Source organism: Streptomyces sp. NPDC058620 (assembly GCF_042717135.1).
Taxonomy (GTDB): Bacteria; Actinomycetota; Actinomycetes; order Streptomycetales; family Streptomycetaceae; genus Streptomyces.
This window is the reverse complement of the sequence record NZ_JBHXQO010000002.1, coordinates 279,420-298,711: the sequence shown is the minus strand read 5'-3', so window position 1 is coordinate 298,711 and position 19,292 is coordinate 279,420. Positions and strand designations below refer to the sequence as shown.

Here is a 19,292-nt window from a genome sequence, read left to right as displayed (position 1 = left end):
ATTGCTGACGACTCGGCCCAGAACAAGGCAGACTGTTGACCGCGATACCAGTGGTAAGGAGCGATCCGGATGCACGCCGCAGATCAGCACACGGGCGGGCATAACCGAACAGGCGCGATCGGGCAGGACCGGCGGGCAAGCAGGACAGGGGGCATCAATGGACCGTGATCACGGGCCACGCGTGCGCGTTCCGGAGCAGCGTGCACCGCAGGGCGGGGAATCCGGCACCGCACTGCGCTTCGCCGTACTCGGACCCGTACGCGCCTGGCGCGGCGGGGAGGCGCTGCCCTCCGGTTCGCCCCAGCAGCGCGCCCTCCTGACGGCACTGCTCCTGCGCGACGGCCGGACGGCCACCGCGGCGGAACTCATCGACGCGTTCTGGGGCGAGGACCCGCCCTCCCAGGCGCTGGCCACCATCCGGACGTACGCCTCCAGGCTCCGCAAGATCCTCGGCCAGGACACCCTGATCAGCGAGTCCGGCGGGTACGCGATCCGGATCGGCCGCGACGCCCTCGACGTCACGCTCGCCCAGGATCTGGCCGCCGATGCGGAGAAGGCCCGGACCGCCGGGGACCGGCACCGGGCCCGCGCGCTGATCAACAAACTCCTGGGCCTGTGGGACGGCGAGGCGCTCGCCTCCGTACCCGGCCCATACGCCGAGAACCAGCGCACCCGGCTGGAGGAGTGGCGCCTCCAGCTCACCGAGACGCGGCTCGATCTGGACCTGGAGCTCGGCTGTCACGCGGAGGCCGTCTCCGAGCTGACCGCCCTCACGGCCGCGCACCCGCTGCGGGAGCGGCTGCGCGAGCTGCTGATGGTCGCCCTGTACCGCAGCGGCCGGCAGGCCGAGGCGCTTGCGGTGTACGCCGACACGCGCCGGCTGCTCGCCGAGGAGCTGGGCGTCGACCCGCGCCCCGAGCTGGCCCAGCTCCAGCAGCGCATCCTCACGGCGGACGAGGAGCTGGCCCGCCCCGCCGATGATCCGGCCCCGGCGCCCGCCGCGGTCCGCCCCGCCCAGCTCCCGGCCACCGTCCCGGACTTCACGGGCCGCGCCTCCTTCGTACGGGAACTGGGCGACCGCCTCGCCACCGCCGAGGCGTCCGTCATGGCCGTCTCCGCGCTGGCCGGTATCGGGGGCGTCGGCAAGACGACCCTCGCCGTGCACGTCGCCCACGAGGCCCGCCCGCACTTCCCGGACGGACAGCTGTACGTGGACCTCCAGGGCGCCGGTGGGCGGGCCGCCGAGCCGGAGACGGTCCTCGGCGCGTTCCTGCGGGCGCTGGGCACCCCGGACTCCTCGATCCCGGACTCCCTCGACGAACGGGCCGCGCTGTACCGCTCCACCCTGGACGGCCGCCGCATCCTGGTCCTCCTGGACAACGCCCACGACGCGGCCCAGATCCGCCCCCTGCTCCCCGGCACGGCGGGCTGCGCGGCCCTCGTGACGAGCCGCGTCCGCATGGTCGACCTGGCGGGCGCTCATCTGGTGGACCTGGACGTCATGTCCCCCGAGGAGGCCCTGCAGCTCTTCACCCGCATCGTCGGCGACGAACGCGTCAACTCCGAGCGCGAGGCGGCCCTGGACGTGGTCGCCGCCTGCGGCTTCCTCCCCCTGGCCATCCGCATCGCCGCCTCCCGCCTGGCCGCCCGCCGCACCTGGACGGTCTCGGTCCTCGCCGCCAAGCTCGCCGACGAGCGCCGGCGCCTGGACGAACTCCAGGCGGGCGACCTCGCGGTGAAGGCCACCTTCGAACTCGGCTACGGCCAGCTGGAACCGGTCCAGGCCCGCGCGTTCCGCCTCCTGGGCCTGGCGGACGGCCCGGACATCTCCCTGGCCGCGGCAGCGGCCCTGCTGAACCTTGAGGTGCACACGGCGGAGGACCTGCTGGAGTCCCTGGTCGACACGAGCCTGCTGGAGTCGGCGGCCCCGGGCCGCTACCGGTACCACGACCTGGTACGGCTCTACGCGCGTGCATGCGCGGAACGGGACGAGCAGCCGCCGGTCGAGCGGGAGTTGGCGCTTTCGCGACTGCTGGACTTCTATCTGGCGACGGCGGCGGGGGTGTACGCGCTGGAGCGGCCGGGGGACCGGCTCGTGGACCACCTGGAATCGACGGAGTACGAGGGCCTGTCGTTCGCGAACCGGCACGCGGCCCTGGACTGGCTCTACGCCGAGGCCGGTCCGCTCCTCGCCTGCGTCCGCCAGTCGACCGGGCCGGGCACCCTGCGCCGGGCGGTCGATCTCCTCTGGGCGGCACTCGATCTCGGAGAGTCCGGGGCCAACTCGAAGCAGTACGAGTCCACCGCCTTCGCCGTGCGGGACGCCGCTCGGGCCTGTACGGACCGGCGCACCGAAGTCCGGGCACTGGTCACCCTGACCGATGTGCACCACACGTCGGGGCGTTTCGACCAGGCCGAGCAGGAAGCGGAGGAAATCACGCGACTCGTCGAAGCCGAGCGCGATCCGCTGCCCGGTTGCTGGGCTCCCAACGCCCGTGGAATCATGGCGCTCTACCAGAGCCGCCACGATGACGGCGAGACCTATCTGACCCAGGCCATCGAGAGCTTCCGTCGCATCCAGGACCGTCCCGGCGAAGCCAGCGCCCTGTGCAACCTCTCGCGCATCCATCTGGCAACCGGGCGGACGAGCAGCGCGGTGTCCCTCGCCCAGCAGGGCATAGACATCTACGACAGCATGGGCCACGCCCTCCGGAGCGCGAACGGTCGCTATGCGCTGGGCATGGCGCTCACGCAGAGCAAACAGTTCACCGACGCCACGGACCGGCTTCTGGAAGCCCTGGACGTCTTCAGGGAAAGCCGCCAGCGCCTCTGGGAGGGGATGACGCTCTTCCGGCTGGCCGAGGTCGACCTGGCCGCCGGCAGGTCGGCCGACGCCGCCACCATGGCCGAGCAGGCTCTGACCGCGCTGCGGGGTATCGGTGGCGAATGGCGCCGGGGGAACGTACTCACCGTGCTCGGGCGCGCCCTTGACAACATCGGGCAGTTCGGACGCGCTCAGGTCTGCTGGCGCGAGGCTCTGGGGATCTACGACGGACTCGGTTCGAACGAGGCCGGCGATGTCCGCGCCCTGCTCTCGTCCGTGGCCTCGGTAGCACCCGCGTAGGGCCGCAACGGACGGCGTTCATCGTTCGTTTATCGCGAACCGCCACTCTCATGCATGTCAGTCCGTCGCGTCGGGGGGCAGACGGGGTGGCCGAAAGGCCGTAGCACTATGGTGAACGGCCCTGGGAGGCCCGTCCGGCAGTCCACGGGGGAACAGCCGGGCGGGCCTCGCCCAACCAATACGAAGTACGCCAACGGGAGCAGATCATCATGGCTGATGCGACGAAGAAGGACCCGGTAGTCAAGCCGACGGACATGCACGCCACGGGCGGCGACGCCGACCAGATCACCACCATGGACATGCACGCCACAGGCGGGACGATCAAGCCTCTGGACATGCACGCGACGGGCGGCGAGGCGACGACCAACGACATGCACGCCACGTCCGAGCCCGCGAAGTAGCTTCTTTCCGGCGGGGGTACGGGGGAGCGGCCGCGGCGGCGCGGAGGGGGAGCCGTCGCGGCCGCTGCGTGTCTCCCTGCGGTTCACGCACGCGCGCCACCGTACGGCCGGTCGGTCCGGCCACCCGGGACCGCGCGGTCTCCCGACCCGCGCCTACCCCCTCCCCCGCAGTTCCCCCTTCAGGACCTTGCCGCTCGCGTTCCTCGGGAGCTCGGCCACGAACTCCACCGTCCTCGGGACCTTGTAGTTCGCCATCTCGCGCCTCGACCAGGCGATCAGGTCGTCCGCCGTGAGCGTGGTGTCCGGGCGGCGGACCGCGTACGCCTTGCCGACCTCGCCCAGTCTCGGGTCCGGGACTCCGATCACCGCCACGTCCGCCACATCCGGGTGCAGGCCCAGGAGTTGCTCGATCTCGGCCGGGTACGCGTTGAAGCCGCCGACGATGAACATGTCCTTGACGCGGTCCGTGATGCGGAGGTTTCCCGAGTCGTCCAGGACGCCGATGTCGCCCGTGCGGAGCCAGCCGTCAGGGGTGATCGTGGCGGCCGTCGTGTCCGGGTCCTCGAAGTAGCCCGCCATGACGTTGAAGCCCCGGACCAGCACCTCGCCGGGGGCGCCCGGGGCCGCCAGGACGCGGACCTCCGTGCCGGGGATCGCGCGGCCGGACGTGGAGGCGATGACGTCCGCCGGGTCGCCGGTGCGGCACATCGTGACGATGCCGCTCGCCTCGGAGAGGCCGTACGCGGTGAGGACCGTCGCCGTGCCGAGCTCGGCTCGCAGGCGTTCGACCAGTTGGAGGGGGACCACCGCCGCGCCCGTGACGACCAGGCGGAGGGTCGAGAGGTCGTGGGTGGTGCGGGACGGGTGGTCCAGGAGGGACTGGTGGAGGGTGGGCGGACCCGGCAGCACCGAGATGCGTTCGGCGACGATGTTCGCGAGGACCGTGTCCACGTTGAAGACCGGCTGCGGGACCATCGTCGCCCCGCGCATGAGGCAGGCGATGATCCCCGCCTTGTAGCCGAAGGTGTGGAAGAACGGATTCACGATGAGGTAGCGGTCGCCCTCGCGGAGACCGGCCAGCTCGCTCCAGATCGCGTAGCACCGCAGCGTCTGGGCGTGGGTGATGACCGCGCCCTTGGGGAGGCCCGTCGTGCCCGAGGTGTAGATGATGTCGGAGGGGGCGGCGGGCGTGATCGCGGCCGCCCGCTCCCGTACCGCCTCCGGTGATATCCCCTCCCCCGCGGCCAGGAAGTCCTTCCAGGTCAGGTAGTCGTCCGGGGCGCTGTCCGCCAGCACCACCACCCCGGCCAGGTCCGGGAGTCCGACATCCGCCCGGCGCAGGGACGCCACGTACGACGTGCCCAGGAACGTGCCGGTGACGAACAGCAGCTTCGCCCGGCTCCGTCGCAGGATGTGCGCCGCCTCCGTGCCCTTGAAGCGGGTGTTGAGCGGGACGAGGACGGCGCCCGCGGTGACCGCCCCGAGCGCAGAGACGATCCAGTCCAGGGTGTTCGGCGCCCAGATCGCGACCCGGTCGCCCGGCTCCACGCCGGAGGCCATGCACGCGGCGGCGGCCCGTTCCACGCGTTCGCCGAGTTCCGTGTACGAGACGCGGGCGCGGCCCTCGACGACCGCCTCGCGGTCCCCGTACCGCTCGGCCGCCGCCCGTACCAGCTGCGGGATGGTGGACCATTCCTCGTCGCCGCGCATCGCCTGTCCTCCCCGCCGAACCGCACAGTAGCTGACTATCCGTCAGATTAGCTGTAGCCTCTGGCGCTGTCAGCAGTCATGACGGTCCCGGAGGTGGCGGTGGCGACGCTCAAAGACGTGACAGCGATAGCCGGCATAGGGCAGACGGCCTTCGCGAAACAACTCCCCGAGAGCGAGAAGGTGCTGGCCTGCCGGGCCATCGTCGCCGCCCTCGACGACGCGGGGATCGCGGCCTCGGAGGTCGACGCCTTCGCCTCGTACACGATGGAGGAGACCGACGAGGTCGAGATCGCCAAGGCCATCGGCGCAGGTGACGTGACCTTCTTCAGCAAGGTGGGCTTCGGGGGCGGCGGCTCGTGCGCGACCATCGCGCACCTCGCAGCCGCCGTCGCCACCGGGCAGGCGAGCGTGGGGGTCGCCTGGCGGTCACGGAAGCGCGGCTCGGGGCCCAGGCCCTGGAAGAACACCGCCGTCCAGTTGCCGGCCCCGGCCCAGTGGACCCGGCCGTACGGGCTGCTGCGGCCCTCGGACGAGATCGGGATGCTCGCGCGGCGCTACATGCACGAGTACGGGGCCACCCGCGACCACCTGTTCAACGTCGCCCTCGCCTGCCGCAACCGCGCCAACCAGAACCCGGACGCGGTGATGTACGAACGGCCGCTGACCCGCGACATGTATATGACCTCCCGCTGGATCAGCGAACCGCTCTGCCTCTTCGACAACTGTCTGGAGACGGACGGGGCGCTCGCCTGCGTCATCGTCTCCGCCGAACGCGCCCGCGACTGCCAGCAGCAGCCCGTCTACATCCACTCCGTCGCCCAGGGGCTCCCCGCCCAGCACCACGGGATGGTCAACTACTGGAACGACGACCCGCTCACCGGGCCCGCCTGGACGGCGGCCCGACAGCTGTGGAAGCAGGCCGACTTCGGCCCCGGTGATGTCGATGTCGCCCAGATCTACGACGCGTTCACCCCGCTCATCCCGCTCTCCCTGGAGGGTTACGGCTTCTGCGGGCGCGGTGAGGGTGCCGCGTTCACGGAGGGCGGCGCGCTGGAGAGCGGCGGGCGGCTGCCCATCAACACGGGCGGCGGCGGACTGAGCGAGGCGTACGTGCACGGCTTCAACCTCATCAACGAGGGCGTGAAGCAACTGCGCGGCGTCTCCACCGCCCAGGTCCCCGACGCCGCGACCTGCCTGGTCACCGCCGGGGAAGGCGTCCCCACCTCCGCCGTCCTGCTGAGGAGCTGACATGTCGGACAGCCTGCTGTCGCCCGTCGTCGACGAGGACGGGGCGCCCTTCTGGGAGTACGCCGCCCTCGGTGAACTCCGGGTCCAGGCGTGCGCCGCCCCCGGCTGCGGCGAGCTCCGCTTCCCGCCCCGGCCCTGCTGCCCGCGCTGCCAGTCCTTCGACAGCGAGTGGCGGCCGATGAGCGGGCGCGGCCGCATCTGGTCGTACGTGGTCCCCCATCCGCCCCTGCTGCCCGCGTACGCCGAGCAGGCCCCGTACAACGCCGTCGTCGTCGAGCTGGCCGAGGCCCCGAAGATCCGGCTGGCCGGGAACGTGGTGAGCGGCCCGGACGCGGCGCTGAACTCGGTCGATCCGGGGAGACTGCGGATCGGGGCGGCGGTGAAGGCGGTCTTCTGCCCGGCCGGACCCGATGCCCCCGGCGTGACCGTGGTCCGCTGGCTGCTGGAGCGGTGAGCGGCGGTGCTGCGTACGGAGACGGATCACGGGACCGGGGTCGCGCTGGTCACCCTCGACCGGCCGGAGAAGCTCAACGCGATCGACCTCGCGACGGCGGACGAACTCCCCGCGCTCTGGAGGGCGTTCCGCTACGACGAGGGCGTACGGGCCGTCGTCCTCACCGGGGCGGGCGGGCGCGCCTTCTGTACGGGGATCGACCGGGGGGCGGAGGTTTCGCAGCCCCCTTCCCCGTACGCGATCGACGATCCGCTGATCGCGATCGGGCCGAAGGCGAACGATCTGTGGAAGCCCGTGATCGCGGCGGTGGAGGGGATGGCCTGCGGCGGGGCGTTCTATCTGCTGGGCGAGGCGGACTTCGTGATCGCGTCCGAGGAGGCGACGTTCTTCGACCCGCACACGACCTACGGCATGGTCAGCGCCTACGAGGCGATCTCGATGGCGCAGCGGATGCCGTTCGGTGAGGTCGCCCGGATGTCACTGATGGGGACCGCCGAACGGGTCACGGCCCGGCGTGCGTACGAGACCGGGCTGGTCAGTGAGGTCACACCGGCCGGCGGGGCGGTGGACGCGGCGCTGCGGGCGGCGGCCGTCATCGCCTCGTACCCGACGGCCGCCGTCCAGGGCACGGTACGGGCGGTGTGGTCGGCGAGGGAGGCGGCGCGGACGCAGGCGCTGGCCCACGCCCCGCATCTGATCGCCCTCGGGAATCTGGCGCCTGAGCGGCAGACGGAGCTGTTCGAGAAGCGGGGCGGAGGTGGGCCCGGGGGCGGGACGTATCGACTGCGGTGAGCGGGCGCCCCGGTCAGGGGCGGGCTTCCGCCGTGACCTTGCACTTCTTCACCTTGGACACCTTGCGGGGGCTGTCCATGCGCACGGTGAGGCTCGTGACGTCGCCGTACGCCAGCTCCGCGGTGGTCTCACCCGTGTCGACGGTGTTGCCGAGCGCGTCCAGGAAGGTCACCTCGACGTCGTACGTCTTCGCCGTGCCGGACGCCGTGGACCTGAGCTGGATGACGGACGAGGTGACGGCCTTGCGCTTGCCCTTGCGGGCCTGGGCGCAGCGGATGACCCGCACCTCGGGAGCGCCCGAGGCAGTGGAGACCGGGGTGGGCGTGCCGTAGCCGCCGCCCGAGGAACTGCTGGAGGAGTCGTCGTAGGAGCTGTCGTCGTAGTCGTAGTCGTCGTTGCTCTTCTTCGAGCTGGAGCAGCCCCCACCGCCCGATCCGCTGCTCTTGCCGCTGCGGCTCTTGCCGCCACTGCCCTTGCCTCCGCTGCTGGAGGTCGAGAAGCCGGTGAGCGCGAGCACCACCACGACCAGTACCGCCGCGAACCTCATACGTCGCCGCATCATCGATGCAGCCCCCCTTGGGTTGGTGACACGTCCTTCGGCCGTCGAGCGGACCGCGCGACGCCATGACGCACAGCATTCCGGACAGGACCGGCAGGCCGGTCATGACCCTGTCACGGTCTTGTCATCGTGTGCGCCGCCGGGCCCCCGGCGCGGTGATCGGCTCCGGTCGCGGGTGGGTTCGGCCCGGCGTAGCGTCGGTTTTCGGGGAGGTGCGTACGCCGTTCGGCGTGCGCCGCGCGCGCCCGCATCTCGCGCAGCCCGCGCAGGCCGCAAGCTCCGCGGGAGGCCCCTCATGATCCGCAACGTCATCGGCTCCGTCGTCGCTCTCGTCGGGGCGGCGGCAGCTGTCGTGAGCCCCTTCCGTGCCTGGTACGAGGGCCGGCTGGGGCGCCACTACCGCATCCAGGACCTCTTCGAGGGCATCACCGATACCGGGGCCGCGGTCATGGGCTCGATCCTGTTGCCGTTCCTCTTCGCCGCGGTGGTGGCCCTGGTCGGAGTGGTGCTCCGGTCGCGGCTCGCGGTGGCGTTCGCGGGTGTGGTGGTGCTGGGCTTCACCGTGCTGTGGATGGTCCGCCAGGGGCAGGCGGCGGGCGGCCTGACGGTGGGCGGGGAGGGTTCCGGCGTCCAGACGGGAGTGGCGATCGCGGGGGCGGGCGGACTGCTGCTGCTGCTGGGTGCGGCGTTGATGTCGGGGCGGCGGGCCCGGCCGCGTACCGACCGCACGGCGCCCTATCCTCCGCCGGGGTCGGACCATCCGGACACCTGGCCGCCCACGCAGGAGCCGGGGCCGGCCGCACAGACGTCGCCCTGGCCGGAGCGGGAGGCGGACCCGTACGTGGGACCGGATTCGCGCGACGACCAGGAGACCCGCTCGTATCCCACGCAGGGTGAGGGGCCCGACCGGCGACGCCCCCCGAACCCTTGACGCCCGCCCCTCGACGCTTCCGTCCCCGGCCCCCGGCCGGGCCGGGGCGGGCCCCTAGGCCCGTGCCCGGTTGCCCGTACCCGTTCCCTTCAGGGCGTCCAGCGCGTATACGCAGCGGTCCTTGCTGCACGCGTACACGACACCCGCCTGCGCCACCGGCGACCCCGTGATCTCGCCGCCCGTGGCGAGCTTCCAGCGGAGCTGGCCGCCCGCCGCGTCCAGCGTGTAGAGCACGTGGTCCGCGGAGCCGAAGTGCACGCGTCCGTCCGCGACCACCGGCGCGCCCACCACGTCGCCGCCGGCCGCGAACCGCCACTTCGGCGTGCCCGTCACCGCGTCCAGCGTGTACAGCGCGCTGCCACTGCCGACGTGGACGTTCCCCGCCGCCACCAGCACCGGCTCGATGGACTGGCGGGCCTCCGTCGCGATCCGCCAGCGGTCCTTGCCCGTCGAGGCGTCGAGCGCGTACACCGTGCCGAGGTAGTCCGCGAGGTACACCCCTCCCCCGGTCACCGCGGGCCCCGGGGCGAACGCGGGCGGGGAGAGGAAGACGGCAGGCGACTCGAAGTGCCACCGCACATGGCCGGAGACCGAGTCCACCGCCAGCACCCGGGTCCCCGCCGACACGTACACACAGCCGTCCGCCGCGGGCGCCACCCGTACCGGCACACCGCCGCAGGACGCCGCGTCACCGATCGGGTACGACCACCGCTCACCACCGGTACGGGCGTCGAGGGCCCGCAGCCGGGCGTCCTGCCACAGATACACCGTGCCGTCGTGTATCGCGGGCCCGGCCTCCGGCGTCTCGAAGTCCGTCTGGACGCCCGAGGTCGCCCACAGCTTCTCGCCGCTGGACGCCTCCCACGCCTGGACCCCGCCGCCCCGCGTCCCGGTCACCACCGTGCCCCGGTCCGCCTTCAGGGAGTACACCCAGGCATCCGTCTGCAGGCGCCACCGCTCGGCACCGGTGGCCGCGTCGAGCGCGTACAGGGACGGTCCGTCCGAACCGTGTATGCGGCCGCCGTCGACCGCCATCGCCCAGGCCACGTCCCGGGTCTTGAACTGGCGTCTCCCGTTGCCCACATCCAGCGCGTGGACCTCGAACGACGTCACGTACAGCAGGTCACCGGAGACGACCGGCGTGCCCCACACATCGTTCGACATGCGGAAACGCCAGGGCCGCCAGCGGTCCGGCGCGGCGGGTGCCGCATCCGGCGGGGGCGCGGGGGCGGGCACCGGGGCGGTCGGCGGGGTGGCACCGTTCAGCCCGGCCGGCGGGCGCACCCAGCCGGTGGCCGGATCGGCGTGCGCCGCGGCCGCGCCGCGGACCTCGCCGGGCCGCAGCCCAGGGCCGATCGGCACCTTCGCACCGGCCAGCTGTACGGGACCGCCGCCGGGCGACGAGGCGGGGGCCTGGCCGGGCGACGGGGAACGGAGGTCGGCGCCGCTGCGCCAGGCCGTGTCCCAGTCCGCGCCGTGCGCCGGCTGCGGCGGATTCGGCGGCGGCGGTGGCGCGGCCACCGGCGCGGCGTGCGCCGGAGCGTGCGCGGGGACCGGGGCCGCCGGGGCGATCGTGCGGCCACCGCCGCGCCGCTGCTCGATCATCGCGGTGGCCCGGTGCGGCAGCCACGCCGACGCCGTACCGCTGTCGTCACTGCCGGAGGCGAAGAGGTGCGGGGCGAGCTGGGCCTGCAGATCGGCCGGGCTGGGCCGCCGGGTGGCGTCCATCTGCATGCAGGACTCGATCAGCGGCCGCAGATCGTCGGGCAGGCCCTCCGTGTCGGGGCCCTCCCTGAGCAGCATGAACACCGTCTCGACGGGGTTGGCGCCGTGGAACGGCGCATGCCCGGTCGCCGCGAACACCAGCGTCGAGCCGAGCGAGAAGACATCGCTGGCCCCGGTCACGCTCCGGGAGTCCCGTGCCTGCTCGGGGGACATGTAGGCGGGGGTGCCGACCGCCACGTTCGTCATGGTCAGCCGGGTGTTGGAGACACCGGACGCGATCCCGAAGTCGATCACACGGGGGCCGTCCTCGACGACCAGCACGTTGGACGGCTTCAGGTCACGGTGGACGAGGCCTGCGCCGTGGATGGACTGGAGCGCCTCGGCGATCCCGGCCGCCAGCCACCGCACCGCCTGGGTCGGCATCGGCCCGCACTCATTCACTATCTCTTCGAGCGAGGGGGCGGGGACGTAGGCGGTGGCCAGCCACGGCACCGCCGCTCGCGGGTCGGCGTCCACCACGGCGGCCGTGTAGAACCCGCTGACCGCCCGGGCGGCCTCCACCTCACGCGTGAACCGGACCCGGAACAGCTGGTCCTCGGCGAGCTCCGTGCGCACCGTCTTGATCGCCACCCGCCGGCCCGACGCCGAGCGCGCGAGATAGACCAGCCCCATGCCGCCGGCGCCGAGTCGTCCCAGCACCTCGAACGGGCCGATCCGCCTCGGGTCGTGCTGCGTCAGCTGCTCCACCACTTGCCTGCCACCTCCCCGTACGGACCTCAAGAACAGAAGCCCGCGAAATCCCGCCATGTGCAGCGTCTCACCACTGGGCACCACCTGGCGGTGCGCACCCCGATTCTTCCTGTCCCAGGCCCCGGTTGCGAACCCGGGAGCGGATCGGGGTGTCCTATGTCACTTCATCCGGTACCGGGACACGGGGGATGCGGGGCGGGGCGTGTCGGACCACTCAGGGCAGGAGTTCGGTCGGCTGGAGTACGGCGAAGGCGGCGCCCTGGTCGTCCTGGACGACCGCCATCCGCCCGTACGGGATGTCGAACGGCGGTGTGGTGACCCGGCCGCCCAGCTGGACGACGGTCCCGGCGGCCCGGTCGCAGTCGGCGACGGCGAAGTAGCTGAGGAAGTAGCTGGGCATCACGGCGGGGAAGGCGTCCGTGATGACACTGCGCCCGCCGACCGCCGTATCGGGCCCCGCCTCGCTGCCCGCGGGCGACCACATCCGGTAGTCGATGCCCGGCTCGGCGGTGCCGGCCGCGCCCCCGGCGGACTCCTCCAGATCCGTCCCCAGGAAGCCGAAGACCCGCTCGTAGAAGGCATCCACGGCTTCCGGCCGACGGGTGTAGACCTCGGTCCAGCAGAAGGCACCCGGCTCGTTCTGCTTCTCGAAGCCCGCCCGGTCGCCCGCCTGCCACAGCCCGAAGACCGCGCCACCCGGGTCGGCGGCCTGGGCGAGGACTCCGGCCCGGCCCGCCCGCACGGGGTCGGTGATCACCTGGCCGCCCGCTTCCCTGATGAGGGCCACCGTGGCGGTGATGTCGTCGGTGGAGAAGTAGATGCCCCAGGCCGTCGGCATCCGGCCGTCCTGTTTGGCCGCGAGCGCGGCGACGAGTCTGCCGTCGCTGAAGGCGTCGGCGAAGGGCATGCCGTCGCCCGCGCGGAAGGTCCAGCCGAAGAGCCCGCCGTAGAAGCGCTTGCCCGCTTCGAGGTCGGAGAGCTGCACATCCACCCAGCACGGCACGGAGTGCGCGAATGCGGCCATGGGCCCGGGTCCTTCCGTAGCGGTGACGCCCGTCACAGTCAACGTAACGGCGGGCGCGGCGCAGCGCGCCCTGACGCACCCATATAGAACATTTGCCCTAATCGTGAAGGCCCTGTGCCCGGCGTGGACGAAGTTGTCCACCGAAGTTGTCCACAGGCTGTTGATAACACTTATGCCGCGCACACGACGGTGCGGTGACCCGCGGCCTCGCGCCTGGCCGAAAATCCACCACGCACCCCTCCGGTCCTGCGGCGTTCCCCATTTGCAGTCGGCCGAATCGCGCTCCGATCACCCCTCGGTAAGCTGACTGCATGACAGGACAAGTACGCACCGTCGACGGCCGCGTGGCCGGTCGACGCGGTCAGGCGACGCGGCAGAAGCTGCTCGACTGCCTCAGCGAGATGCTCAGCTCCTCGCCGTACCGGGACGTCAAAGTCATCGACGTCGCCCGGAAGGCGGGGACTTCACCCGCGACCTTCTACCAGTACTTCCCCGACGTCGAGGGCGCCGTCCTCGAAATCGCCGAGGAAATGGCCAAGGAGGGTGCCGGGCTGACCCAACTGGTCGCCGGCCGCTCCTGGGTCGGCAAGGCCGGCTGGCACACCTCCGAGGAACTGGTCGAGGGATTCCTCGACTTCTGGCGCCGTCACGACGCCATCCTCCGGGTGGTCGACCTCGGCGCGGCCGAAGGCGACAAGCGGTTCTACAAGATCCGCATGAAGATCCTGAACTCGGTCACCAACTCCCTTACGGACTCGGTGAAGGAGCTCCAGGCCAAGGGCAAGGTCGACAAGGACGTCAGTCCCGCGGCGATGGCGGGCTCTCTGGTCGCGATGCTGGCCGCAGTGGCCTCGCACCAGAAGGGCTTCACCACCTGGGGCGTCAAGCAGGCCGAACTCCGCCCCAATCTGGCCCTGTTGGTGCATCTGGGCATCACCGGCAAGAAGCCGACGAAGTAGGCGCGGCGCCGGATCTCCCTCACACGCTGGGCGCTCAGCCGCAACCCGGGCACCCACGTCGTCCTGTCTCACCGACGGCGGACCACAGCTGGGCCTGTGGTCCGCCGTCGGCGCCTGCGGCCTCGACGACGCACCGCGCGAGGCCCCGGCTGACCGGACCAGGCCCCGGCGCTCCAGATCCCCATCGCTCAGCCCCGGCGTTCAGCCCCGGCCCTCAGTTCCGGCGTTCAGTCCCGGCCCTCAGCTCCGGCCCTCCAGCCGGAACAGCCGGATCTCCCGCTCGATCCTCGCCTGGTACGTCGCGTACGGCGGCCAGAACCTCAGTGCGGCCTCCCACACCTCGGCCCGCTCCGCCCCCTGGAGCAGTCGTGCGCGCACCGGGACGTCCCGGCCCTTCCAGCTGACGACCGCGTCGGGGCAGCCGAGCAGATTGGCGGTCCAGGCCGGATGCCCCGCACGGCCGAAGTTGCTGCCCACCAGGATCCAGCTCTCGGGCGGCCCCTCCTGCGGCATGCAGGCCAGCGGAACCGTCCTGAGCTGCCCGCTCCTCGCCCCCCGCACGGTGAGGACGAGGCCCGGCAGCATCTGCGCGCTGAGCAGCACCCTGCCCCGGGTGAGCCGGTGCACCGTGCGGTCCATGACGGGGATGACGTGCGGGGCGATCCTCGCGAAGGCGCGGGTCGAGGAGACCCTCTGGACCAGCCGGACCCCGGGCGCCATCAGACGGCCACCTCTGCCCCGGCGCCCCCGGCCAGGAACAGCCCGGCCTGGTGCGCCGCGCGGTCGCGCAGCCGGTGGACGGGTCCGAAGAGCAGTTCGTCGGCGGTGGCCCGCTTGAAGTAGAGGTGCGCCTCGTGTTCCCACGTGAACCCGATGCCGCCGTGCAGCTGAATGGCCTCCCCGGCGGTGATCCGCAGCGCCTCAAGTGCCTGCGCGAGCGCCAGACCCGCGGCCGTCGGGTCCCAGGTCGCGTAGTACGCGGCCGAGCGGGCCGCCTGCACCCGTACGTACCCGTCCGCGAGGCGGTGCTTCACCGCCTGGAAGGAGCCGATCGCCCGGCCGAACTGCTCCCGGGCCTTCACGTACTCGACGGTGCGTTCCAGCGCGCTCGCCGCCGCCCCCGCCGCTTCCGCCGCGAGCACCGCCGCGGCCGTGCGCCCCGCCGCCGCCAGGGCCGCGGACGTCTCGTCGGCGCTGTCCACGCCGAGGAGTTCGGCCTCGGTGTCCCGCAGTTCGATACGCCCGAGCGGCCGTGTCTCGTCCATCGAGGTCTGCCTGGTGCGGACGAGTCCGGACGCCGTGTCCGTACGCACGAGGAAGAGGAGCGTACGGCTGCGCGGGAAGCCGCCCGTGTGCGCGGCGACCACGAGCAGTCCGGCGCTGTGGCCGTCCAGGACCTGTGCCGCCTCGCCGTACAGCCGCCAGCCCTCCTCGCCGCTGGCCGGTCTCGCCTGGACGCCGCCGGCCCGGCCGCCGCCCGCCCATTCGCCGCCCGTGTCGCCTCCGGCTTCGTCGCCGGTGAGGCCGAGGCCAGTGGAGAGGCCGGTGCCGGGGACGGCGAGGGTGGCGGTCAGCTCTCCCGCGGCGATGGCCGGCAGCAGGGCGGTGCGCTGGGCCTCGGTGCCGAGTGCGGTGATCAGGGGGGCGGCGAGGGCGGCGGTGGCGAGGAGCGGTGAGGGCAGGAGGGCCCGGCCGGTCTCCTCGCAGGCGAGGGCGAGCTCGGCGGTCCCGCAGCCGACACCGCCATACGCCTCGGGGGTCGCGAGCCCCGGCAGTCCGAGCTCGCGGGCGAGCCGGCGCCACAGGACCGCGTCGTACCCCTCGGCGGTCCGTACGGCGGCCCTGACCTCGTCGGGGCCGCAGTGTCTGGCCAGCAGTTCGCGCAGCGTGCGGCGGATCTCGTCCTGTTCCGCGGTGAAGGCGGCGTCCATCGTCGGGCTCCTTCCCCTCGGTCAGGGACCTGCGCCCCGACCTGACGGGCCGTCATGCTAGGCGTGAAGGTCCGAAAAACACAGAGCCGCGCGCGCCCGTCGCGCACGCAAACCCCTTGCCACGCACCTCATCTGATGTACCGTCAGATTCATGTCACCCTCCCTCTCCACCGCCCCGCGCCGGGTCGCCGCAGTCGGAATAGCGCTGGCGGACTGCGGACGCGCCGACGAGGCCACCCCGTACGCCCTGCACGCCCAGGCCGCCCGCCGGGCACTCGCCGACTCGGGCCTGGACCGGTCCGTCATCGACGGTTTCGCCTCCGCGGGGCTCGGGATGCTCGCACCCGTCGAGGTCGCCGAGTATCTCGGCCTCACTCCCACCTGGGTGGACTCCACGGCGGTCGGAGGTGCGACCTGGGAGGTCATGGCGGCCCACGCGGCGGACGCCATCGCCGCCGGCCACGCCAACGCCGTCCTGCTGGTCTACGGATCGACGGCGCGCGCCGACATCAGGGCTGGGCGCCGGACCTCCAGTCTGTCGTTCGGGGCACGCGGCCCCCTCCAGTTCGAGGTGCCGTACGGGCACTCACTGATCGCCAAGTACGCGATGGCCGCACGCCGCCATATGCACGAGTACGGGACGACACCGGAGCAGCTGGCCGAGGTGGCGGTCCAGGCGCGTGCGAACGCCGCGGCCAACCCGGACGCGATGTTCCGGGACCCGATCACGGTGGACGAGGTCCTATCGGGGCCGATGATCGCGGACCCGTTCACCAAACTGCACTGCTGCATCCGCAGCGACGGCGGATGCGCGGTCCTGCTGGCCGCCGAGGAGTACGTACCGGACACGGCGAAGGCCCCGGTGTGGATTCTCGGAACGGGTGAGTACGCCTCGCACTCCACGATGTCCGAGTGGGAGGACTTCACGGTCTCCCCCGCGGCGGTCTCGGGCCGGCTGGCCTTCGAGCGGGCCGGGGTGCGGCCCGCCGACATCGACCTCGCCGAGATCTACGACGCGTTCACCTATATGACGCTGGTGACGCTGGAGGATCTGGGTTTCTGCGCGAAGGGCGAGGGCGGGGCGTTCGTGGAGAGGGGCCGGACGGGTCTGACCGGAGAGCTCCCGGTGAACACGGACGGCGGCGGCCTTTCGGCCTGCCATCCGGGGATGCGGGGCCTGTTCCTGCTGGTGGAGGCGGTACGGCAGCTACGGGGTGAGGCGGGCGAGCGGCAGGTGCGCCGCGCGGGCGGACGGCTGCCGGAACTGGCCGTGGCCTCGGGGACGGGCGGCTGGTTCTGCTCCTCGGGGACGGTGGTGCTGGGGCGGGGATGAGGAGGGCGAGGGCGGGGACGAGGATGCGGGGAGGGGGACGCGCGGCCCGGCGGGGTCCCCCTGCGGTGGAATGACCCCATGCCCGATTCGCACAGCACCTTCCTCGACCTGCTCCACACCCAGCGCGTGTGGGACATCGACCTCCCCTCCTTCGACCCGGCCACCGCGCCCGCCGACCCCGTCGCCCTCTTCCACACCTGGTTCGCCGACGCGGTGGCCGCCGGGCAGCCGGAGCCGCACACCATGTCCCTCGCCACCGTCGACGAGGAGGGCCGCCCCGACGTCCGGACGCTGATGCTGCACGACGCGGACGAGCGCGGCTGGCACTTCGCCTCGCACGCCACCAGCACGAAGGGCCACCAGCTCGCCGCCCGCCCGTATGCCGCGCTCGGCTTCTACTGGCCGGCGCGGGGGCGTCACGTACGGGTGCGGGGACCGGTCGCCACGGCGAGCCCGGCGGAGAGCCTGGCCGATCTGCACGCCCGCTCGACGGGGGCACTGGCGTCGGCGCTGGTGGGACGGCAGAGCGAGGTCCTGGAGACGCGGGACGAGCTGGTCCGGGCCTCCGAGTCCGCCTGGCAGCATGCCCGGTCCGTCCCGGACGCGGAGGTGCCGAGCTGGACCCGGTACGTGGTCGAGCCGCAGGAGGCCGAGTTCTTCCAGGGCGACGCGCGGCGCCGGCACGTGCGGCTGCGCTACCGCCGGGACGGGCGTCCGGACGGCGGGGCATGGGTACGGGAGCTTCTCTGGCCCTGAGCCGCGCACCCTCGGCGACCTCGGATCATTTATTCGAATTAAACATAAAAGGGGCAGTATAGGAGGCAGGTGAGCCGAGGGAGGCACCCATGGCACGAGCCCGTTCCCGCTACGCCCCGGACCGCGGCCTGACCACGCGCATGGTGACGACGATGTTCTTCATCGGCCTGCTGTACGTGGTCTTCGTCGGCGTGCTCCTGGCGGCCCTGCGCGGCTCCTGGCCGCTCATCCTGATCATCACGGGTGGTCTCTTCGTCGCCCAGTTCTGGTTCAGCGACCGCATCGCCGCGTACGGGATGGGAGCACGGGAGGTCACCCCCGAGGAGGCGCCCGAGCTGCACGGCACCATCGACCGGATCTGCGCCCTGGCCGATATGCCGAAGCCCCGGGTGGCGATCGCGCAGAGCGACGTGCCGAACGCCTTCGCCACCGGCCGCAACGAGAAGACGGCCCTGGTCTGCGCCACGACCGGGCTCCTGCGCAGGCTCGAACCGGAGGAGCTGGAGGGCGTCCTCGCCCACGAGATGTCGCACGTCGCGCACCGGGACGTCGCGGTGATGACGATCGCCTCGTTCCTCGGCGTCCTCGCGGGCGTCATCACCCGGATCGCGCTCTGGGGCGGCTTCGCGCGCAACAGCCGCGGCAGCGACCCGGCGGGCATCATCGTGCTGCTCATCCCGCTGATCAGCGCCGTCGTCTACGCCCTGAGCTTCCTGCTGACCCGACTGCTCTCCCGCTACCGCGAACTCTCCGCCGACCGCACCGCCGCCCTCCTCACGGGCCGCCCCTCGGCACTCGCCTCGGCCCTGACGAAGATCAGCGGCCAGATGGCCCGGATACCGACGGAGGACCTGCGGAAGGCGGAGCCGTACAACGCCTTCTACTTCGTCCCCGCGTTCGCCTCGAAGGAGAGCCTCGGGCGGCTCATCTCCTCCCACCCGACGCTCGAACAGCGCCTCGACCAGCTCGCCCGCATCTCCGCCGACCTGTCCCGGCCTTAAGGAACGTCCATGGGCATCCTCGACACCCTCCTGGGCCGCAGCAAGCCGGTCCGCCCCGACCTCGACCAGCTCTTCGCCGTCCCCTCCGCCGCGCTGACCCTCCAGGCGGGCACGGGCTTCGCCCCCACAGGCCTCGGCTCCGTCTGTTTCGCGGGCGTGGAGGGCGGCGGCTTCGCCCGCCTCCAGGAGGACGTACGGGAACTGCTCGACGCGGACACCGGCCGGGGCGGAATCCCGGTGGAGTTCAGCCGGGACGCGTACGGCTACACCTGGCTGCTCGCCCGTCAGCCGCCCGACGACACGGCGGCCCTGGTCAACGACCTGCACGCGGTCAACACCCTGCTCCAGGACGGCGGCTTCGGCCCGCACCTGCTGTGCTCGCTGATCGGCTTCCACCACCCGGACGGACGCGGGCTCGCCCTGGTCTACCTCTACAAACGCGGCACGTTCTACCCGTTCGCGCCCCTGCCCGGCGCGGCCGAGAAGCGCGACAACCAACTGGAGCTCCAGGCGAGAGCGGTCCTGGGCGACGACCTGAGAGTGGAGAAGGACCTGGCCCGCTGGTTCCCGGTCTGGGGAGCCCCGGGCCTCTGA

Annotated in this window: 17 protein-coding genes; 11 read left to right on the top strand and 6 right to left on the bottom strand. The window is 72.3% G+C overall.

The annotated features are described in order from the left end of the window. The first annotated feature begins 157 nt into the window (after positions 1-157). Together ACFWSK_RS03800 and ACFWSK_RS03795 are read left to right on the top strand one after the other, a co-directional pair. Positions 158-3,124 carry a BTAD domain-containing putative transcriptional regulator gene (locus ACFWSK_RS03800; RefSeq protein ID WP_383781516.1) on the top strand — a complete coding sequence of 989 codons (2,967 nt, stop codon included), beginning with the start codon at positions 158-160 and terminating at the stop codon, positions 3,122-3,124. Positions 3,125-3,333: 209 nt separating this feature from the next. Further along, complete coding sequence (locus ACFWSK_RS03795; RefSeq protein WP_383781514.1) at positions 3,334-3,525, top strand: hypothetical protein; 192 nt, start codon at positions 3,334-3,336, stop codon at positions 3,523-3,525. 153 nt (positions 3,526-3,678) lie between these two features. Here the strand turns inward: ACFWSK_RS03795 and ACFWSK_RS03790 are convergent, their stop codons facing one another. Beyond that, the gene (locus ACFWSK_RS03790) at positions 3,679-5,235 is read right to left on the bottom strand and encodes a FadD3 family acyl-CoA ligase (RefSeq protein WP_383781511.1); all 1,557 of its coding nucleotides are present in this window, start codon (positions 5,233-5,235) and stop codon (positions 3,679-3,681) included. 99 nt (positions 5,236-5,334) lie between these two features. Here ACFWSK_RS03790 and ACFWSK_RS03785 point away from each other — a divergent pair, with 99 nt between their 5' ends. Genes ACFWSK_RS03785 through ACFWSK_RS03775 form a run of 3 tightly spaced genes read left to right on the top strand, consistent with a single transcriptional unit; the run spans position 5,335 to position 7,729 of the window. Continuing rightward, positions 5,335-6,483 carry a lipid-transfer protein gene (locus ACFWSK_RS03785; RefSeq protein ID WP_383781913.1) on the top strand — a complete coding sequence of 383 codons (1,149 nt, stop codon included), beginning with the start codon at positions 5,335-5,337 and terminating at the stop codon, positions 6,481-6,483. Position 6,484: 1 nt separating this feature from the next. After that, positions 6,485-6,937: a Zn-ribbon domain-containing OB-fold protein gene (locus tag ACFWSK_RS03780; RefSeq protein ID WP_383781508.1), complete on the top strand. Its 453-nt coding sequence runs from the start codon at positions 6,485-6,487 to the stop codon at positions 6,935-6,937. Between the two features lie 6 nt (positions 6,938-6,943). After that, the gene (locus tag ACFWSK_RS03775; RefSeq protein ID WP_383781506.1) at positions 6,944-7,729 is read left to right on the top strand and encodes an enoyl-CoA hydratase/isomerase family protein; all 786 of its coding nucleotides are present in this window, start codon (positions 6,944-6,946) and stop codon (positions 7,727-7,729) included. Between the two features lie 13 nt (positions 7,730-7,742). On the opposite strand, the gene ACFWSK_RS03770 is transcribed toward ACFWSK_RS03775, so the two are convergent. Next, positions 7,743-8,291 carry a hypothetical protein gene (locus tag ACFWSK_RS03770; RefSeq protein WP_383781503.1) on the bottom strand — a complete coding sequence of 183 codons (549 nt, stop codon included), beginning with the start codon at positions 8,289-8,291 and terminating at the stop codon, positions 7,743-7,745. Between the two features lie 292 nt (positions 8,292-8,583). On the opposite strand from ACFWSK_RS03770, the gene ACFWSK_RS03765 reads away from it, so the two are divergent. Further along, positions 8,584-9,219 (top strand): hypothetical protein, encoded by a 636-nt coding sequence (locus tag ACFWSK_RS03765; RefSeq protein ID WP_383781500.1) that lies wholly within the window; start codon positions 8,584-8,586, stop codon positions 9,217-9,219. Between the two features lie 54 nt (positions 9,220-9,273). Here ACFWSK_RS03765 and ACFWSK_RS03760 read toward each other — a convergent pair whose 3' ends face one another. Together ACFWSK_RS03760 and ACFWSK_RS03755 are read right to left on the bottom strand one after the other, a co-directional pair. After that, entirely contained in the window at positions 9,274-11,694 is a 2,421-nt protein-coding gene (locus tag ACFWSK_RS03760; RefSeq protein ID WP_383781498.1) for a PQQ-binding-like beta-propeller repeat protein, read from the bottom strand. A 214-nt stretch (positions 11,695-11,908) separates the two neighbouring features. Next, a complete protein-coding gene (locus ACFWSK_RS03755; RefSeq protein ID WP_383781495.1) occupies positions 11,909-12,718 on the bottom strand; it encodes a VOC family protein in 810 nt (269 codons plus the stop codon). Between the two features lie 311 nt (positions 12,719-13,029). Here ACFWSK_RS03755 and ACFWSK_RS03750 point away from each other — a divergent pair, with 311 nt between their 5' ends. After that, the gene (locus ACFWSK_RS03750) at positions 13,030-13,677 is read left to right on the top strand and encodes a TetR family transcriptional regulator (RefSeq protein WP_383781493.1); all 648 of its coding nucleotides are present in this window, start codon (positions 13,030-13,032) and stop codon (positions 13,675-13,677) included. A 240-nt stretch (positions 13,678-13,917) separates the two neighbouring features. Here ACFWSK_RS03750 and ACFWSK_RS03745 read toward each other — a convergent pair whose 3' ends face one another. After that, complete coding sequence (locus ACFWSK_RS03745) at positions 13,918-14,397, bottom strand: nitroreductase family deazaflavin-dependent oxidoreductase (RefSeq protein WP_383781491.1); 480 nt, start codon at positions 14,395-14,397, stop codon at positions 13,918-13,920. Then, on the bottom strand, positions 14,397-15,608 hold the full coding sequence (locus ACFWSK_RS03740; RefSeq protein WP_383781488.1) for an acyl-CoA dehydrogenase family protein: 1,212 nt from the start codon (positions 15,606-15,608) through the stop codon (positions 14,397-14,399). Before ACFWSK_RS03740 ends, ACFWSK_RS03745 begins: the two co-directional genes overlap by 1 nt. Before the next feature lie 151 nt (positions 15,609-15,759). On the opposite strand from ACFWSK_RS03740, the gene ACFWSK_RS03735 reads away from it, so the two are divergent. The 4 genes from ACFWSK_RS03735 (at position 15,760) to ACFWSK_RS03720 (ending at position 19,292) form a co-directional block, all read left to right on the top strand. Next, complete coding sequence (locus tag ACFWSK_RS03735; RefSeq protein ID WP_383781486.1) at positions 15,760-16,941, top strand: acetyl-CoA acetyltransferase; 1,182 nt, start codon at positions 15,760-15,762, stop codon at positions 16,939-16,941. Positions 16,942-17,019: 78 nt separating this feature from the next. Continuing rightward, on the top strand, positions 17,020-17,697 hold the full coding sequence (locus ACFWSK_RS03730; protein WP_383781483.1) for a pyridoxal 5'-phosphate synthase: 678 nt from the start codon (positions 17,020-17,022) through the stop codon (positions 17,695-17,697). 89 nt (positions 17,698-17,786) lie between these two features. Next, positions 17,787-18,698 carry a zinc metalloprotease HtpX gene (htpX, locus tag ACFWSK_RS03725; protein WP_383781480.1) on the top strand — a complete coding sequence of 304 codons (912 nt, stop codon included), beginning with the start codon at positions 17,787-17,789 and terminating at the stop codon, positions 18,696-18,698. 9 nt (positions 18,699-18,707) lie between these two features. Next, entirely contained in the window at positions 18,708-19,292 is a 585-nt protein-coding gene (locus ACFWSK_RS03720; RefSeq protein ID WP_383781477.1) for a hypothetical protein, read from the top strand.

Excerpts from the sequence above, each read along its gene's own strand:
- ACFWSK_RS03790 (WP_383781511.1), bottom strand. The coding sequence starts at position 5,235 with ATGCGCGGCGACGAGGAATGGTCCACCATCCCGCAGCTGGTACGGGCG.
- ACFWSK_RS03780 (WP_383781508.1), top strand. The coding sequence starts at position 6,485 with ATGTCGGACAGCCTGCTGTCGCCCGTCGTCGACGAGGACGGGGCGCCC.
- ACFWSK_RS03735 (WP_383781486.1), top strand. The coding sequence starts at position 15,760 with ATGTCACCCTCCCTCTCCACCGCCCCGCGCCGGGTCGCCGCAGTCGGA.
- htpX (WP_383781480.1), top strand. The coding sequence starts at position 17,787 with ATGGCACGAGCCCGTTCCCGCTACGCCCCGGACCGCGGCCTGACCACG.
- ACFWSK_RS03740 (WP_383781488.1), bottom strand. The coding sequence starts at position 15,608 with ATGGACGCCGCCTTCACCGCGGAACAGGACGAGATCCGCCGCACGCTG.
- ACFWSK_RS03765 (WP_383781500.1), top strand. The coding sequence starts at position 8,584 with ATGATCCGCAACGTCATCGGCTCCGTCGTCGCTCTCGTCGGGGCGGCG.
- ACFWSK_RS03755 (WP_383781495.1), bottom strand. The coding sequence starts at position 12,718 with ATGGCCGCATTCGCGCACTCCGTGCCGTGCTGGGTGGATGTGCAGCTC.
- ACFWSK_RS03720 (WP_383781477.1), top strand. The coding sequence starts at position 18,708 with ATGGGCATCCTCGACACCCTCCTGGGCCGCAGCAAGCCGGTCCGCCCC.
- ACFWSK_RS03750 (WP_383781493.1), top strand. The coding sequence starts at position 13,030 with ATGACAGGACAAGTACGCACCGTCGACGGCCGCGTGGCCGGTCGACGC.
- ACFWSK_RS03800 (WP_383781516.1), top strand. The coding sequence starts at position 158 with ATGGACCGTGATCACGGGCCACGCGTGCGCGTTCCGGAGCAGCGTGCA.
- ACFWSK_RS03795 (WP_383781514.1), top strand. The coding sequence starts at position 3,334 with ATGGCTGATGCGACGAAGAAGGACCCGGTAGTCAAGCCGACGGACATG.
- ACFWSK_RS03745 (WP_383781491.1), bottom strand. The coding sequence starts at position 14,397 with ATGGCGCCCGGGGTCCGGCTGGTCCAGAGGGTCTCCTCGACCCGCGCC.
- ACFWSK_RS03770 (WP_383781503.1), bottom strand. The coding sequence starts at position 8,291 with ATGATGCGGCGACGTATGAGGTTCGCGGCGGTACTGGTCGTGGTGGTG.
- ACFWSK_RS03730 (WP_383781483.1), top strand. The coding sequence starts at position 17,020 with ATGCCCGATTCGCACAGCACCTTCCTCGACCTGCTCCACACCCAGCGC.